At 37.9% G+C, this 16,436-nt stretch carries 15 protein-coding genes, 1 pseudogene and 1 other annotated feature; of the genes and pseudogenes, 3 read left to right on the forward strand and 13 right to left on the reverse strand.

What is annotated here, in order from left to right:
• The first annotated feature begins 247 nt into the window (after positions 1 to 247).
• Entirely contained in the window at positions 248 to 1,426 is a 1,179-nt protein-coding gene (locus HT728_RS00600) for an ROK family transcriptional regulator (RefSeq protein ID WP_173233215.1), read from the forward strand.
• A gap of 122 nt (positions 1,427 to 1,548) precedes the next feature.
• Here the strand turns inward: HT728_RS00600 and HT728_RS00605 are convergent, their stop codons facing one another.
• A complete protein-coding gene (locus HT728_RS00605) occupies positions 1,549 to 2,004 on the reverse strand; it encodes a GNAT family N-acetyltransferase (protein ID WP_173233217.1) in 456 nt (151 codons plus the stop codon).
• A 69-nt stretch (positions 2,005 to 2,073) separates the two neighbouring features.
• Between HT728_RS00605 and HT728_RS00610 the strand changes: the two genes are divergently transcribed.
• Positions 2,074 to 2,733, forward strand: coding sequence for an A24 family peptidase (locus tag HT728_RS00610; RefSeq protein ID WP_173213100.1), 660 nt, complete (start codon positions 2,074 to 2,076; stop codon positions 2,731 to 2,733).
• A gap of 51 nt (positions 2,734 to 2,784) precedes the next feature.
• Here HT728_RS00610 and HT728_RS00615 read toward each other — a convergent pair whose 3' ends face one another.
• Together HT728_RS00615 and HT728_RS00620 are read right to left on the reverse strand one after the other, a co-directional pair.
• Complete coding sequence (locus HT728_RS00615; protein WP_130886591.1) at positions 2,785 to 3,936, reverse strand: XRE family transcriptional regulator; 1,152 nt, start codon at positions 3,934 to 3,936, stop codon at positions 2,785 to 2,787.
• A gap of 14 nt (positions 3,937 to 3,950) precedes the next feature.
• Complete coding sequence (locus tag HT728_RS00620; RefSeq protein ID WP_173213102.1) at positions 3,951 to 4,682, reverse strand: hypothetical protein; 732 nt, start codon at positions 4,680 to 4,682, stop codon at positions 3,951 to 3,953.
• 228 nt (positions 4,683 to 4,910) lie between these two features.
• Between HT728_RS00620 and HT728_RS00625 the strand changes: the two are divergent.
• A pseudogene (locus HT728_RS00625) lies at positions 4,911 to 5,012 on the forward strand (prepilin peptidase); the annotation flags it as partial.
• On the opposite strand, the gene trpA reads toward HT728_RS00625, so the two are convergent.
• The 10 genes from trpA to HT728_RS00675 form a co-directional block, all read right to left on the reverse strand.
• Positions 4,984 to 5,760, reverse strand: a complete 777-nt coding sequence (trpA, locus tag HT728_RS00630; protein WP_112443832.1) for a tryptophan synthase subunit alpha — start codon at positions 5,758 to 5,760, stop codon at positions 4,984 to 4,986. The pseudogene HT728_RS00625 and the gene trpA sit on opposite strands and share 29 nt — an antisense overlap.
• Complete coding sequence (trpB, locus tag HT728_RS00635; protein WP_049491302.1) at positions 5,753 to 6,976, reverse strand: tryptophan synthase subunit beta; 1,224 nt, start codon at positions 6,974 to 6,976, stop codon at positions 5,753 to 5,755. The genes trpA and trpB overlap by 8 nt, the downstream gene beginning before the upstream one ends.
• Positions 6,954 to 7,553 (reverse strand): phosphoribosylanthranilate isomerase, encoded by a 600-nt coding sequence (locus HT728_RS00640; RefSeq protein ID WP_173213104.1) that lies wholly within the window; start codon positions 7,551 to 7,553, stop codon positions 6,954 to 6,956. Before HT728_RS00640 ends, trpB begins: the two co-directional genes overlap by 23 nt.
• Positions 7,540 to 8,307 (reverse strand): indole-3-glycerol phosphate synthase TrpC, encoded by a 768-nt coding sequence (gene trpC / locus HT728_RS00645; protein WP_173233219.1) that lies wholly within the window; start codon positions 8,305 to 8,307, stop codon positions 7,540 to 7,542. The genes HT728_RS00640 and trpC overlap by 14 nt, the downstream gene beginning before the upstream one ends.
• Entirely contained in the window at positions 8,304 to 9,308 is a 1,005-nt protein-coding gene (gene trpD / locus HT728_RS00650; RefSeq protein WP_173233221.1) for an anthranilate phosphoribosyltransferase, read from the reverse strand. The genes trpC and trpD overlap by 4 nt, the downstream gene beginning before the upstream one ends.
• Before the next feature lie 10 nt (positions 9,309 to 9,318).
• Positions 9,319 to 9,885 carry an aminodeoxychorismate/anthranilate synthase component II gene (locus HT728_RS00655; protein ID WP_138706819.1) on the reverse strand — a complete coding sequence of 189 codons (567 nt, stop codon included), beginning with the start codon at positions 9,883 to 9,885 and terminating at the stop codon, positions 9,319 to 9,321.
• Complete coding sequence (trpE, locus tag HT728_RS00660; RefSeq protein WP_173233223.1) at positions 9,882 to 11,243, reverse strand: anthranilate synthase component I; 1,362 nt, start codon at positions 11,241 to 11,243, stop codon at positions 9,882 to 9,884. Before trpE ends, HT728_RS00655 begins: the two co-directional genes overlap by 4 nt.
• Before the next feature lie 653 nt (positions 11,244 to 11,896).
• Positions 11,897 to 12,128: a binding site (T-box leader), on the reverse strand.
• Positions 12,129 to 12,342: 214 nt separating this feature from the next.
• Positions 12,343 to 13,338 (reverse strand): LacI family DNA-binding transcriptional regulator, encoded by a 996-nt coding sequence (locus tag HT728_RS00665; protein ID WP_173233225.1) that lies wholly within the window; start codon positions 13,336 to 13,338, stop codon positions 12,343 to 12,345.
• Positions 13,339 to 14,024: 686 nt separating this feature from the next.
• On the reverse strand, positions 14,025 to 14,735 hold the full coding sequence (locus HT728_RS00670; protein ID WP_173233227.1) for an MgtC/SapB family protein: 711 nt from the start codon (positions 14,733 to 14,735) through the stop codon (positions 14,025 to 14,027).
• 2 nt (positions 14,736 to 14,737) lie between these two features.
• Positions 14,738 to 16,429 (reverse strand): iron ABC transporter permease, encoded by a 1,692-nt coding sequence (locus HT728_RS00675; protein WP_173233229.1) that lies wholly within the window; start codon positions 16,427 to 16,429, stop codon positions 14,738 to 14,740.
• Positions 16,430 to 16,436: the final 7 nt, after the last annotated feature.

A 16,436-nucleotide genomic window follows, 5' to 3' on the forward strand; every position in this document is an offset into this window, starting at 1 on the left:
AATTAGCTTTATTTTTTGACGTCAAGTTGTTATTTGATTATCTTTTGTTATTTATATTTTACAACTATAAGAAAGCCTTGTCAAGGATTTGTGTAAACATTTGATTATTTTTTATTATCAATATATAATAAAAAGAGACTTGTAGGTAATGAAAAGCTTAAAAAGCTTAAAAAGATTAACATCTACATTTTTCCATAACAAAAAATCATAAGATTTTAAAAATCTGACAACTAGAAAGACAACTAATATGACCTTATCTAAGAAACAATTACAACTAAGAGCTAAAATACTGGAGACAATTTATACATTAGGCCCCATTTCACGAATTGAAATTGCTACAAAAACAGGAATAACACCTGCAACAACCAGCAGTATCACAAATGAGTTGATTAAAGAAAACATTCTCTTAGAACTTGGTGAAGACGAACACGATACAAGTGTAGGAAGAAAAAAAATCCTGCTAGATATTCAAGCTAAACGATTTTACTACATTGGTTGTGAACTATCTGAAAAACACTTTACTTTTTCTTTAGGAGATAATCTAGGAAACATCTTAAAAGAAGAGAAAGAAATTGTTACTAAACAGTTAATCCAAGAAAAGGGGAATCAACTCATTAGCCAGACACTAAAGCAATTCTTAAATAACTGCTCTGATTATGCAATAGAAGCAATTGGAATTGCGCTACCTGGTCGCTATTTAGATGATTATAAAATAACAACAAACAATCCTTTATGGCAACATATCGACTTAGAAATGATTCAATCTCACTTTGATAAGCCTTTGTTTTTCTCTAACAATGTTAACTGTATGGCTATAGGTAAACGCCTATTTAGCCGCCAACAGAATGACCCTAATTTTGCTTATTTTCATTTTGCTAGAGGTATGCACTGTTCTTATATCTACGACGGGAACATTTATGGGAAAGGAAATCTAATGATTGGAGAAATAGGGCATACAGTTGTTTCATCTGAGGGAGAAGAATGTAGTTGCGGGCGCAAGGGATGCTTACAAACTTTTGCTGGAGAATCTTGGTTAATCAAAAAATCAAAAATTCTATATCATCAATCTACCTATTCTTTACTTCCTAGCTTAGTCAAAAATGCCGATGATATTGATATCCAAGTTATTTTAACCGCTTATCAATTAGGTGACACTGGAATAATCACACTTATCCATCAAGCCTTACTCTATCTTAGTCAAACCATTTTAAATATCAGTATGATGATTGACTCTCAAAAAATCTACCTACATAGTCCTTTACTAACAAATCAGCACATCATCCAAAAACTATATAGTGAAATGAACTACAAACCCAAATTGCTCTATAATCGCCTACCTGAAGTTATTATTGAACCTTATAATGATTTTACAGCTGCACACTCAGCTATTGCACTTTGTTTGTATCATACAATTCTACATTCCTAATTTTCTATTACATTTAATAAATAGGCTAAAAAGAGGGAGTATATCATAAAAAGCGAACAAACCTGTTTTCTGAAAATCAGAATTCTGTTTTGTTCGCTTTCTTTATATTTGTAATTAAACTCCTATCTCCCCTTTTTCATGATGTATTTTCGTACAGGTGTTTCAACCATTTGAACGATTTCAAATCCTTCTTTTTGATAAAGGTGCTGGGCTGCTTGATTTGCTTCGAAGACATTTAGAGAAATACTGTCTATGTCTCCATTTTCAAAGGCCAAACTAACAAATTTCCTGAAAACCTGGCTACCTAAGCCCTGCCCCTGTTTCTCGGGATTGATAAAAAATCTTCCAATATGAAGATTCCTGCCTTCTAGCCTGATTTTCTGGATAAGTCCCACAAACTCTTGTCCATCAAAGATTGAAAAGATTCCTTCCAACTCTTGCAAAACTTGAATTGTCAAGGGAAAAGGAATCATTGTTCCCATCCATTGTTCTTGAAAGGATTTGCCAAGAGAGTTGGACCATTTGCATACGAGCTGAGCGTTTTCTGTACTCACCTTTTCTTCAAAACGAATTATCATCTTTGCCTCACCATCTTATCTATGTTTCTCCATTATACTACTTCTCCCATTTTTTACGAATAGATAAGTATGATTGATTTTTATTTTTTTCTTGTTGGGAGCATTCTCGCTTCCTTTCTTGGTTTGGTCATTGACCGCTTTCCAGAGCAATCTATTATCTTTCCAGCTAGTCATTGTGATTCCTGTCAGACTCGCTTGCGGCCCTTAGATTTGATTCCGATTCTCTCGCAGGTTTTTAATCGCTTTCGCTGTCGCTACTGCAAGGCTACTTATCCTGTCTGGTATGCCCTTTTTGAACTAGGCTTAGGGCTCCTATTTCTGTCCTGGTCTTGGAGCTTTCTTTCCTTGGGTCAAGTCATCCTAATCACTGCTGGTTTGACCTTGGGCATCTACGACTTTCGCCATCAGGAATATCCCTTACTGGTCTGGATGACTTTTCATATAATCCTAATGGCCTGCTCTGGCTGGAATCTAGTCATGGTCTTCTTCCTTGTACTTGGAATTGTGGCTCATTTTATCGATATCCGCATGGGCGCAGGGGATTTTCTCTTTTTAGCTTCTTGTGCTATCGTCTTTAGCGCAACAGAATTACTGATCTTGATTCAGTTTGCTTCGGCGACGGGCATCCTAGCCTTTCTCCTGCAAAAGAAAAAGGAAAGACTTCCTTTTGTGCCTTTCCTCTTACTCGCTACTTGTGTGATTATTTTTGGTAAGCTACTGCTTGTTTGATAAAGTCCAATTTCTGCCATATGTCCTTCATGAAATTATTTCACAGTTAAATTATAAATTATTTCTTTTATACAAAGGAATGATGTTATCAAATCGATCCGTTCTTTTATCTTCTTGATACTGATCAAAAAATTTCATTTCGACTGAAAATATTTCGCTTATAAACTGTAAACGAATACTTTGTTTAGACATTATAGTCGCTAGACTGACTAGATGATTACTCAAAACGACGTCCAGAATACTCTTTACTTTGCTTGGTTTTTTAACAAAAATTTGATCATCCAGAGGTTCTATCATTTTGTAACCTTTTTGCGCAATTTGACGATAAAAGTAAGAATGTTGCTTTGGAGTCAATAATCCTAACTTAAAAGCTCGATACTCTAAAGCCTGTATCGAAACATTCAAATCCGACTTCAATAAAATATAACTATCAGGATTGCTGACACGCTTGCCAACCCTCTCTTCAAATTTGACTAAAAACTCTTCTTTTGGCAATAAAAAACATGATGCAAAATAATTTGCTTCTTGCTCCAAACGATCGCCATCTTCATTCATATCTTTATATTTGTGTAAAAGAATATGTCCTAGCTCATGAGCTAAGTCAAAATTTCGACGTACAGATGATTTATTCGTTCCCAACACAATATAAGGTCTTCCCAATTTTGACCATGCGCTATAAGCATCAGCTTGGCCATTAATTAATCGTTCCACGATATAGATGCCTGAACGTTCTAATTTATAAAGCAAATCATGATTATCTTTTGAAATACCTAATTTTTCCCTGGCATAAAGAGCCAATTCCTCAATGGATTCTCCCTTATGATAAGATTCACTCACTACATTACTTAGGTCATGAATTGTAATATTAGGTATAATTACAAAACTTTCAAAATAATCAATCAAACTATCTACCTTATGTAAATACATAGTTTGAATATCTATTGTTTTCCGTGTTGCTAGGTCTGCATTTCTAAAGGCAATTACAGAAGAATCAAATCGAATACTTTCTTCTTCTTGTTCAAAATAAGTTAAATCAACATGAAATTGGTTGGCCAAATGCATTTTGGTTGATAATTTAGGTTTCGTTTCGTTGGACTCAAACTGCCAAATGGCTTGTTCCGTTAAATCAATTCTCTGAGCTAATTCTGCTCTACTTAAACCATTTAACAGCCGTAATTCTTTCAATACCCGACCATTAAACATTTACATACTCCTTACTACTTTTGACCTTCTTGTTTTTCTATTCTTGGAATAATTTCAAAATCTTCTGTTTCCGATAATTCTGAAAAATTAGGAATATTTTGATATTTAGCTTCTTCGAAATGGTACGAACTTGATTGAATATACTCAGACAAATCTTGAATCAAGTGTAACTGACCAGTTCGTGCATCAGGCATAACAACATCTACAGATATAATATTGTTTTCTAAGTCCGCCTCATAAGTTAAAATCATAAATTTTTCGATATTCGAATTTTTAGTAGCTTGTTCAATTTCTTGAATCATTTCATCAGAAACTAACTCCATCTGAATTGGAAAAGAATGACTATCTTCATCATTTTTATAGGAAGAATGTTGATTAAGATAAAGTGTATTCATCTGAGCATATTCAAATAAGTAGCCACTCTTATTTTTTTGTACCAAAGGAAATTGGTTCGTAAGTCGCTTCTTACCCTTTATAATTAACAATACTTTCCCATATTTTTCTGTATTTGTTTCAAATTCTAAATATCCCCAAGTCTGTCCTGCTAATTTTAATTTATACTCAAACAAATCTGCTGATGCAAATGCAGTATCAATATGATTAGGTCGCGTCCATGCATAACCATTCGACACTATCATGGTCTCTCTTTTTTCTATACGTTCATCTACATAATCTTTTTGCCCTTTCATCAAAGTATCTACAATTTTTTGTGCCTCAAGCGAATCAAAGAGATCCTGATTCAACATAATTCTTCCTCCTTCAAATTCTTTTTAATGAATTATATCATTTTCTTAAAGAAATTACTACAATAATTAGCTTTTTCTTAAAGTTGCATATCAGAGTAATTTAGAAAATTATATCTTCTATAGTAAAATCAATTAAAAACTGAACAAATTTATTGGGAAATTCAAATCACTTTCTTAAAATATTTTAGGAATCATAATGTACTATTCCAGATTCAATTCATTATAAAACTAGCCTTTCTCCTACAAAAGAAAAAGGAAAGACTTCCTTTCGTGCCTTTCCTCTTGTTCGCTGCTTGTGTAATTATTTTTGGTAAGCTACTGCTTGTTTGATAAAGTCCTCAATTGGCTCTCCTTCATGGAGAGCTTTTACGATTTTTGAACCGACGATAACGCCATCTGACACCGCATTGAAGCGTTCTACATCGGCTTGACTAGATACGCCAAAACCTGTCAATACTGGGATATCAGCTACTTGATGCAGTTGAGTCAAGTGCTTGTCCAAGTCTGCACGGTAATTGCCAGATTTCCCTGTCACCCCATTGATGGCAACGGCATAGACAAATCCTTCTGCCCCTTCAATCAACTCTTTCTGGCGCTCAATTCCTGTCGTCAAACTAACTAGGGGAATCAAGGCCATGTCTGTATCTGCCAAAAATGGTTCTACAAAGTTGGCATGCTCATGAGGCAGGTCTGGAATAATCAAGCCCTTAACCGCTGTATCTTCCAAATCTTTGACAAAGTTCTCCACACCGTACTGAAAGAGGGGGTTGAAGTAGGTCATGATGACAAGTGGCACCTCTGTTTGAATGGTTTTCAAGGTTTCAACCAAAGCCTGGGTAGAGGTCCCGTGGGCTAAACTGCGCAAGCCAGCTTCTTCGATAACAGGTCCATCTGCAACAGGGTCTGAAAAGGGAATACCCACTTCAATAGCCGAAACACCCAAATCTTCTAAAAAGTGTATTGTTTCTCCTAGTCCATCCAAACCTTTTTCGTGGTCCCCAGCCATGATATAAGGAACGAAAATTCCTTTTCCAGTTGCTTTTATAGCGTTTAATTTTTCTGTTAGTGTCTTAGGCATGAGCTTCTCCCTTCTTTGCTGCATCTGCTTCCAAGCGGTCTTTGACTTGAACCACATCCTTATCCCCACGACCTGATAGACAGACAATCATAGACTTATCCGGTCCAAGTTCTTTGGCCAACTTCACCGCAAAAGCGATCGCATGGCTTGATTCCAAGGCTGGGATAATCCCTTCCACACGAGACAAGAGTTGGAATCCTTCCAAGGCTTCTTCGTCTGTCACAGGGACATAGCTGGCACGTTTAATATCGTGGTAGTGAGAATGTTCTGGACCGATACCAGGATAGTCCAAACCTGCTGAGATAGAGAAGGCTTCAAGAATTTGACCATGGGCATCTTGGAGCACATCCATGAGAGAACCGTGAAGGACACCCGGACGACCCTTGGTCAAGGTAGCTGCGTGGTGCTCTGTATCCACACCAAGTCCTGCTGCTTCAGCCCCATACATAGCTACAGACTCATCTTCTACAAAGGGATGGAAGAGCCCGATAGCATTAGAACCACCACCAACACAGGCTACTAGGGCATCTGGCAGATCTTGACCTGTCATATCGCGATACTGTTGTTTAGCTTCTCGACCAATGACACTTTGGAAGTCACGAACGATTTCTGGGAATGGATGAGGTCCCAAGGCAGAACCAAGGATATAGTGGGTATCATCGATATTAGCCACCCATGAACGAAGGGCTGCATTGACCGCATCCTTGAGCACGCGCGAACCATCTGTCACTGCCTCAACCTTGGCTCCCAAAAGCTCCATACGGAAGACATTGAGGGCTTGGCGTTTGACATCTTCCTCACCCATGTAGATAGTACATTCCATGTTAAAGAGGGCTGCAGCAGTTGCAGTTGCCACACCGTGCTGACCAGCACCTGTTTCAGCGATAATTTTCTTTTTGCCCATGCGTTTAGCCAGAAGAACTTGTCCCAAGGCATTGTTAATCTTGTGGGCCCCTGTATGGTTAAGGTCTTCACGTTTAAGATAAATCTTGGCTCCGCCGATATGCTGGGTCAAGTTTTTTGCGTAGTAAAGGGGAGTTTCACGTCCCACATACTGACGCAAAAGTTGGTTTAATTCCTCTTGGAAACTTGGGTCTGCCTGACTTTCACGGTAGGCCTTCTCCAATTCCAAAACTGCTGTCATCAATGTTTCTGGGACAAAACGTCCGCCGAATTTTCCGTAAAATCCATCTTTATTTGGTTCTTGATATGCCATTCTTTACCCTCTCTATAAATCTTCTAATCTTTTCATAATCTTTTTGTCCATCTGTCTCCACTCCGCTTGATACATCTACTGCATAGGGAGTAAAGTGTTGAATTGCTTTTACTACATTGCCTTCATTAAGCCCACCTGCGATAAAGAAAGGCTGAGTTAGTCCAATCGTATCCAGTTGAGCCCAGTCAAAGGTCTGGCCACTCCCAGCCACAGGGGCATCAAAGAGTAGATAGTCTGCCTGAGAATTGGGTACATGCCCCTCTCCATCCACCTGCACAGCCTGAATACTGGCACAAGGCAAATTCTCAAACAAATCATCTGCCACCTGACCGTGAACTTGAACCAAGTCCAAGCCAACTTTGTCAATGACTTCTAGCAGTTGAGCCCGACTTGGTAAAACAAATACACCAACCTTTTTGACATCCGCAGGAATATGCTTTGCCAGCTCAGCAGCCTGATCCAAGGTCACCTGTCTTTTACTAGGTGCGAAGACAAAACCGATATAGTCGGCTCCTGCTGACACGGCTGTCTCCACCGCTTCTTTGGTCGATAGTCCGCAAATTTTAACCTTTGTCAATCTGCAACTCCTTGATTCTCTGGGCCACATCTTCCGCCTGCATGAGAGCTGTCCCTACCAAAATTCCGTTAAAGTATGGCGCTACTCGTTCCGCATCCTGCCCTGTAAAAATAGCAGATTCAGAAATGTACAAGCAATCATCTTTGAAATGTTTAGCCAAGTCCACACTGGTCTGCAAGTCAACTTCAAAGGTGATCAAGTTGCGGTTATTGACCCCGATAATCTGGGCACCAAGTCTGTGAGCCACTTCTAGTTCAGCTAGATTATGAGTCTCCACTAAAACTTCCAGACCAAGCTCTGTCGCGTAGTCATACAGTTCCTTGAGGCGTTCTTCTGACAAGGCAGCCACAATGAGCAGGATGACTGTCGCACCTGCATTGCGAGCTCGAATGATTTGCTTTTCATCGATGATAAAGTCCTTGTTAAGCGTCGGAATGTTTACCTGACTGGAAATCTCCCGTAGATAATCCAAATGTCCTTTAAAGAAAACTTCATCTGTCAAAACAGAAATCATCACTGCTCCGTTTTCTTCATAAGTCTGGGCCTGTTGCACAATATCCACATCGAGATTGATATCTCCCAAACTAGGGCTAGCCTTCTTGACCTCAGCGATTACCTGCAAGCGGTCCTGATGATTCTTCAAAAATTCTGCCAAGCGATAGGTCTGGCGCAGGGGCTGGATTTCCTCCAGCTTCATTTGCTCGACTTCATGCGCCTTCTGCTCCAAAATTCGTGCTAAAAATTCCTGACTCATTTTTGGTACTCCTGTAACAGTCTAAGTTTTTCAAGGGCCTTGCCACTAGCAATGACTTGGCGGGCCAAGGCAACTCCATCCTTGATATTATCTACCTTACCATTAGCATAGAAACCAAGACCAGCATTTAAAACTGTCGTTTCCAAGAATGGACTTGGTACATTTTTAAGAACGCTGAGCAAAATTTCTGCATTTTCCTGAGCATTGCCTCCACGAATATCTTCGATAGCGTAGCCTTCCATCCCCAGATCTTCTGGAGTAAAGCTTGACAAGGTGATTTCGCCATTTTCAAGAAGAGCAATCTTGGTTGTTCCGTTCAAGCCAGCTTCATCCAGTCCTTCTGGTCCAGCGACCACGATAGCACGTTTGCGACCCATATTTTTCAAAACCTGAGCTGTACTTTCTAGCAGTTCTGGACGACTAATACCAAGAAGCTGTGTTTCCAAGGCCATTGGGTGAATCAGTGGACCAGTCAAGTTCATGATCGTTGGAATTCCCAATTCCAAACGAGCTGGCATGATGTATTTCATCGCTGGATGCATATTTTTAGCGAAGAGAAAGACGATTCCAGTTTTATCAAAGACCTTACCTAGTTCAGCTGGTTTGAGGTCAAGATTGATGCCCAAGGCTTCGAGGACATCTGCAGAACCAGATTTAGAAGAAATCGAGCGATTACCATGTTTTGCCATATGAACACCGCCACCAGCCAAGACAAAGGCTGCAGTTGTGGAAATGTTAAAGCTGAAAGACTTGTCCCCACCTGTACCACAGTTGTCCATGGCATCATGGATTTCAGTTGGGATATGTTGGGCATGTCCTCTCATGACTTGGGCAATGGCTGTGCGTTCTTCAGGTGTTTCCCCCTTCATCTTAAGAGCTAAGAGGAGAGAAGCAATCTGCGCCTCCGTTACACGGCCAGTTACGATACGCTCGATGACATCCGTCATTTCCACACCTGATAAATTTTCAAATTTTGCTAGTTTTTCAATAATCTCTTTCATCCTAGTTTCCTCACTTTACAACCTTCTCGATAAAATTCCGAATAGAAGACAAGCCATCTGGCGTTCCGATACTCTCTGGATGGTACTGGAAGCCATAAATCGGTAGGTTTTTATGTTGAATTCCCATGATGGCTTGGTCGTCAGTCGAACGAGCTGTCACTTCAAAGTCTTCTGGCATTTCTTCAATTAAAATACTGTGATAACGCATGACCGCACGGCCATTCTCGATACCTTGATACAAAACAGATGGCGCTTCAAAGCTGATATTGCTCTGTTTCCCATGCATGACTTTTGGAGCCAAGCCTAACTTACCACCAAAGACTTCTGCAATGGCTTGGTGGCCCAAACAAATCCCAAGAATCGGCTTCTTGCCAGCAAAATCACGAATCATGTCTTCCATCTTTCCAGCATCAACTGGCCAACCAGGTCCAGGAGAAAAGACCAGACCATCTGCTTTTTCAGCTTCTTCATACAGCTTGGGATCATCATTTCTCAAGACCTGAACTTCTGCAAAATTCCCAATGTATTGGGCCAAGTTATAAGTAAAAGAATCATAGTTGTCAATCAATAAAATCATGGTCTTAGTTCTCCAATTCTAGTCATAGATTTTGCTTTGTTAATGGTTTCTTGGTATTCGTTTTGGGCGATGGAGTCGTAGACAATCCCTGCCCCAGCCTGCACATAAGCTGTTTGATTTTTTAGAATCATGGTTCGGATGGCAATGGCCAAATCCATATCACCCGTCGCAGATAGGTAGCCGATTGCTCCTGCGTATACGCCACGTTTTTCTGTTTCCAGTTCATAGATGCGTCTCATGGCCCGAATCTTAGGTGCTCCTGACACTGTTCCAGCAGGAAGTGTTGCTTTCAAGGCATCCATGGCAGTGAGTTCTGGAAGCAAACGCCCCTTGATCACACTGGTCAAATGCATGACATAACGGAAGAGCTCCACTTCCATATACTTAGTGACTTGGACACTGGCCGTTTCAGAGATGCGACCAATATCATTACGACCCAAGTCTACTAACATTCGATGCTCTGCTGTTTCCTTCTCATCCGAAAGCAGGTCTGTCGCCAAATCCTTGTTTTCTTCATCCGTAGCTCCTCTTGGTCGTGTCCCTGCAATCGGATTGGTTGTCACGATGCCATTTTTAACTGAAACTAAACTTTCTGGACTGGCACCGATGATTTGATAATCCCCAAAATCATAGAAATAAAGGTAATTAGAAGGATTAGTCACGCGGAGATTTCTGTAGAAGTCAAATGGATTTCCAGTCACTTCTGCTGAGAAGCGTTGACTAAGTACACATTGGAACATATCGCCATTACGAATCAAGTCACGAGCCGTTTCCACCATTTCCTCAAACTTCTGAGGAGCGATATGCGGTTTGAAGTCAAGTGGTGATAAATCCAAGTCTTCAAATTCATTTGGAGCAGGAATGCGTAATTCCTTAATCACTTGGTTCAAGGCTTCTTCCAAGGCCTCTTGACTACGCTCACTATAGAGAGCATCCTCGATGACATGGATTTTTTCCTTCTTGTGGTCAAAGACCATGTAGCTCTCATAGACAAAGAAATGCATGTCTGGCGTTCCAATTGTATCTTGAGGGATTTGACCAATTTCTTCATAAAGCGAAATCATATCGTAACCAACAAAACCAATTGCCCCACCACCAAAAGGTAGATCTGAATGGTGCTGGCTCTTATGAGTCACTTCATAAAGGAAATCCAAGGGATCCCGATCAATCACTTGACCATTTTGATAGAGAACTCCATTTTCAAACTTAATCTCAAAAACTGGATTATAGGCTAAGATAGAAAAACGAGCGGTTTCCTTGTCTCTCGGAATACTCTCTAAGATAACCTTGTGTTGCCCCTTTAGGCGCATATAAGCCAAGATTGGTGATACGACATCTCCATGAATGATTCGTTCCATTGTAATTTCCCTTTCAGTTCTACTTCTAGTCCGTGGCGACTGTATGAAAAATCCCCACGCAAAATAACTTGCGTGAGGACGAAATTCGCGGTGCCACCTCAATTATAGGATTTCTCCTATCTCTCATTCCTGTCTTAGAAACCTCCTGTAACAGGCTGTGCGATAAAGGGCACTCCCTTGAGAATTATGTTTTCTTCTCTTGTTTCAGATGGACCCAACCTTACAACTTTCTCTGCTTGTTTCCAGCAACCACAAGCTCTCTGTGAGAGAAAAGACTGTAATTTTTCCATCTTTTATTTTTTAGCTTCTAGGTAGTCTGCAATCGCAGCTACGTCCTTGTCTCCACGACCAGAGACATTGATGATGAGATTTTCATTTCGGTATACCTTCATACTCTTCGAAAATCTCTTCAAACTGCGTCAACGTCGCCTTGCCGTACTCAAGTATAGCCTGCGGCTAGTTTCCTAGTTTGCTCTTTGATTTTCATTGAGTATTACTAGCTTTTTTCATATTAGTCCGGCCTTTTTGTTTGCTTTTAGTAGTAGGCAAGGAGCTGCAGATAGAACTTAAGTTCATCAAAGCGACTTAAGGCCCTAATAAAAGAAAAACAAAATGACCGAAAGAAAAAAGCCCACACACAGAATCTACTTCCATGTGAGGGCGTTGGTAACGCGGTGCCACCTCAATTATAAAGGGATTATCCCCCTTTACATCTCTGCCTTGTCTAACAACAAGTTGCACTGTAAGGTGTGCGCACCGAATTTTCATTGTTTCAAATTCATTTTTAAAATCAGCCCACTTTCACTATTTCCAACCACCTGTTCACAATCACCACAGGCTCCCTGAAGATCAAAAATAGTTACTTTTCTGATTTGTTGAACTTATTTTAATACTTTGTTTTTTCTTTGTCAAGACTTTTTTACAATTTTTTTGAAAGATGTGTGATTCGAATGTGATAATGTCTTTAGTAAATCGAACGTGAAAATGTCCCACTTGTTAGAAATTGGATCCAACTCAATAGAAACTGAATGGAGGCTAAACAGAACTTACTTTAGAACACTCCATCTTTTCCATTAGGATTTTCAAGAATTAAACAATACTAGAAACTCTGTCTCCTAACAAGTTTAGTAGAAACTTCAACAGATGTGACACTTTCCCCCTTTATAATTGCTAATACCCCTTCAATCATTTCTTGAGCTAATTTAACATAATTAGGAGAAATTGTAGATAAAGCAGGAGTGTAATACTGTGAAATTGGAATATTATCAAATCCAACAACGGATATATTATCCGGAATCGCTATTCCTTTTTCGTAACACGCACGAATTAGTCCCTGAACTTTTTCATCGCCTGAAACAAATATAATATCTGGATAATTTCCAAAAGACAATTCATTCACAGCAAAGGAATAAACTGACTCTATTGTAGTTAAACCATAAACTACCTTCAAATCCATAGAATAATTATTATCCTTTAAAAAAGTTCTCACTCCTCTCTCTCGATCCTTATTTACATAAGACTCACCTCCCATAAGTAACCACATATCTTTAAAATTCTTTTCCAAAACTACTTTCATCATATCATAAGTAGCTTGAAAGTTATTGTTAGATACGTAAACTACTCCAGGTGTTTGAGACTCTCCAAAGACAATGAAAGGCATATTATTTTTCTTTAAATATTGGATTCGAATATCATTCTCCCCCTCATAAAAGACAATCACTCCATCTACAAGGCTACCAATACTTGAAATAATTGAATTACTAATCGAATCTTCCTCTCCAAAATATTCAACAATAGCATTTACTCCAAATTGTCTACAAGTTTGTAAAACTTTATCTAAAAGTGTTTGAAACCAGATTAAAGGAAAAGAATCAATCTTCTTCACAGATATTAAAATATTCGTGGTTTCTTTCTTCGTTAAATTCTGAGCATAGGCATTTGGAATATAGGATAACTCATCGATGACTTTTTTTATGGCATTATAAGTCTCAGGTTTTACTCTATTCCCTCCATTTATTACACGTGAAACTGTCTTTGGAGAAAAACCAGACAAACGTGCAATATCATATATCGTTACCTTTTTCCCTTTTTCCATTAAAATACTCCTGTCATAAACCTTCACTATAACTATACAATATTTAAATTATTTTAACAAGAAAATTACATTCTAATCTTTTAATCTAGTTTACATCTGGAGGAAATACTTCACTAAATCTACATTAACTTTCAGTACTAGTAACATAAATTTTACAATTCAATTCACTGTTTTGTACTATTTTGTAAACTGCATTACAAATCACCGGATAAGAAAATACACTACCTGAAAATTCCAAGGAATCATTTTCAGTAAATCCTTCTGTATTTAGAAATGTATTCATTATCTGTTCAATATAACACTCTAATATGGGAACAGCTTTCTCCTTAACAATAACATTTCTAAGCATTTCTTCAAATGGTAAATGACAAGCGAACACCATCTCACAAACATCATAAAATGAATGGAAGTGGTATACCTGTATGAGATTATAGTCATCAAAATAAGTTATTTTTCCTGCATCAAAATCCACTTTATATACTCTCAAATTAGTTAGATCCTTTTCTTCAAAAATTATTATGGACACCTCTAAAAACTACCGATTTTCTATTTTTATTGCTCAGAAAACGTTGATACATCAATGTTTAAAAGTATTGAAATTGAGTTTTTAGATGTGCCCTTATATTTCTTATTATTTAAAGAAAACAAAAGGACTAGAATAATCCGTCCCTTTGTTTATCCCTAGATTAGCTGATTTCCTCAACATAAATCACACCAACAATATTAGCAATTTCTTCCATTAGTTTAAGGTGCTCAAATCTACCTGATAATTCCAGAGTAATAAATGACGCGATTTTTTTGTCTGGAACATCAAAATATTCAATTCTTTCTGAATTAACATCTCCAAATGCAGTTCTAGAATCAGTCATTCTAATGCCATTCTCAGCACAGTATACTAGTACCCGATTATATGCCTCTGTAGATCTAACAACGATATACAATTCGATTATCTTTGAACGACTTTGAAGATATTTTTTTAAAGGTTGGAACATAGTTATAATACTCCAAACAGACATTGCTCCTAGTATGGCTCCTTCATAAAAACCAACACCAATAGCTAGACCGATTCCAGCTGAAGCCCATATTCCGGCTGCAGTTGTTAAACCAGTTATTTTCTTTTTATCTGTAATAAGTATTGTTCCAGCCCCAAGAAAACCAACACCTGATATAACCTGCGCACCTAAGCGTGTAGGATCTCCTGTACCAAATTTATAAGATACATACTCATTAGTCATCATAATTAAACATGCAGCCAGACAAACAATACTATGTGTACGAATACCTGCTGGTTGAGATTTACTTCCTCTCTCTAAACCAATTACACCACCAATAACTAATGAAAGTACAATTCTTAATACAATTTCGATATATGATAGTCCTAAGCTTGTTGCTTGCATTATTATTTCCTTTTTCTACTAACTGGTCTCTGAGTAAAGTATAAAACAGAACCAGAAATTATCATTAATACAATAGTATAAACGAATACAAGTGCTTGAGCATTTGAAGTTGCTGTTTCATCACCTGCTGAACGAATAGTTATACCCAGTGGTTGAGCTAATGGATGGTAAAGAAATACAGATAAGTCGAAGTCAGTTAATAAAGAGTTAAAGTTTAAAGCAATAACAGAGAGAACAACCGGTAAAATAAATGGAATGATAACCTTCATCATAGTATAAAAAGGTGAAGCACCCATACTTCTTGCTGCATCTTCCATCTCATCATCAACACTAAATAAAATAGCACGTACCATTCTATAAGAAAATGGGATTTTTACAACTATATATGCAATAAGTAGAATTACCAAACTACCTACCAAAATCTGATTCAAGACAAGAAATTGTGGCTGATTAAAAGTAAATAATAAACTTACTGCTAAAAGTGTACTTGGTAGTAACCAAGGAAGTAGAGCACCATATTCAAATAAGAAATCAAAACGAGATTTATGTTTTCTGACAACACGAGCAAATACAACTGCGAGAATTGTTGCTGTTGTCGCAGCAATAATAGAATAAATAAAGCTGACCAAGAATGGAGAGAATGCCGCACTATTACTAAAGAATAAGCGATAATTTTCTAAAGTAAAGTTTGATAATGTTAAGTTACCTGTTTGAATTGCAACTGGATCTGTAAATGAGTATAATACTATAAAAATTAGTGGAAGCATGAAAACTGTGAACAATCCATATGCTACAATGTGAGCAATGATATTCCAAGGCTTAGACGCAATTTTTTGTTTTTTAAGAGGCGCTTTAGTCTTAGAGATAGAAATATAATTTCCACCTTTTTCTATCTTGTTCATGATAGTAAGCAAAATTGTAGTTGCAATACCTAAAATAATTGCAAGTAGAGCAGCTAAATCACGAGAATTCCCCATCCCTGCAAATGTAATAATCATTGGATTTATAGTTTGAAATTCTTTACCACCAACAATCATGGGTGCTGCTACTGCAGATAAACCACTAAGAAAAACCATGATAGTAAGTGCAAATAGAGTTGGAATTAAGGTTGGTAACACTACTTTTCGGAAAACAGTAAATGGTTTTGCTCCCATATTTCGAGCAGCCTCAATAGTGTGATAGTCAACGCTTCGAATTGTATTTGTTAAAAACAATGTATGATTAGCAGTTCCTGAAAATGTCATAATGAATAAGACTGCACCATACCCAATAAACCAGTTAGGGTCTAAAGAAGGCATAATATTTTGTAAAAATTTTGTAATCAATCCATAAGGACCATAGACAAATTTATATCCAGTCGCTAAAACCACTCCTCCATAAATTAAAGAGGTCATATAACCTAATTTTAAAATTTTAGCACCTTTAATATCAAAGTATTCTGTAAATAGAACACAAAGAATACCTACGATATTAACTGTAATAATGAGTGAAAATGCCAACTTAAAACTGTTCATAATACTCTGAAGTGCCCTTTGAGATTTTAGAACACGATGTACAGCATCAAGGGAAAATTCTCCTCCTTTTACAAATACATTCACTACTAGATCAAAGTTTGGATAAATAATAAATGTTACTAAGAACCAGATTAACCCTAAACGAATAAGCCAATCTTTTAAATTTAATTTATGACGCATACTGCAC

Source organism: Streptococcus sp. 544 (assembly GCF_013277385.1).
GTDB classification, from domain to species: Bacteria; Bacillota; Bacilli; order Lactobacillales; family Streptococcaceae; genus Streptococcus; species Streptococcus mitis_BA.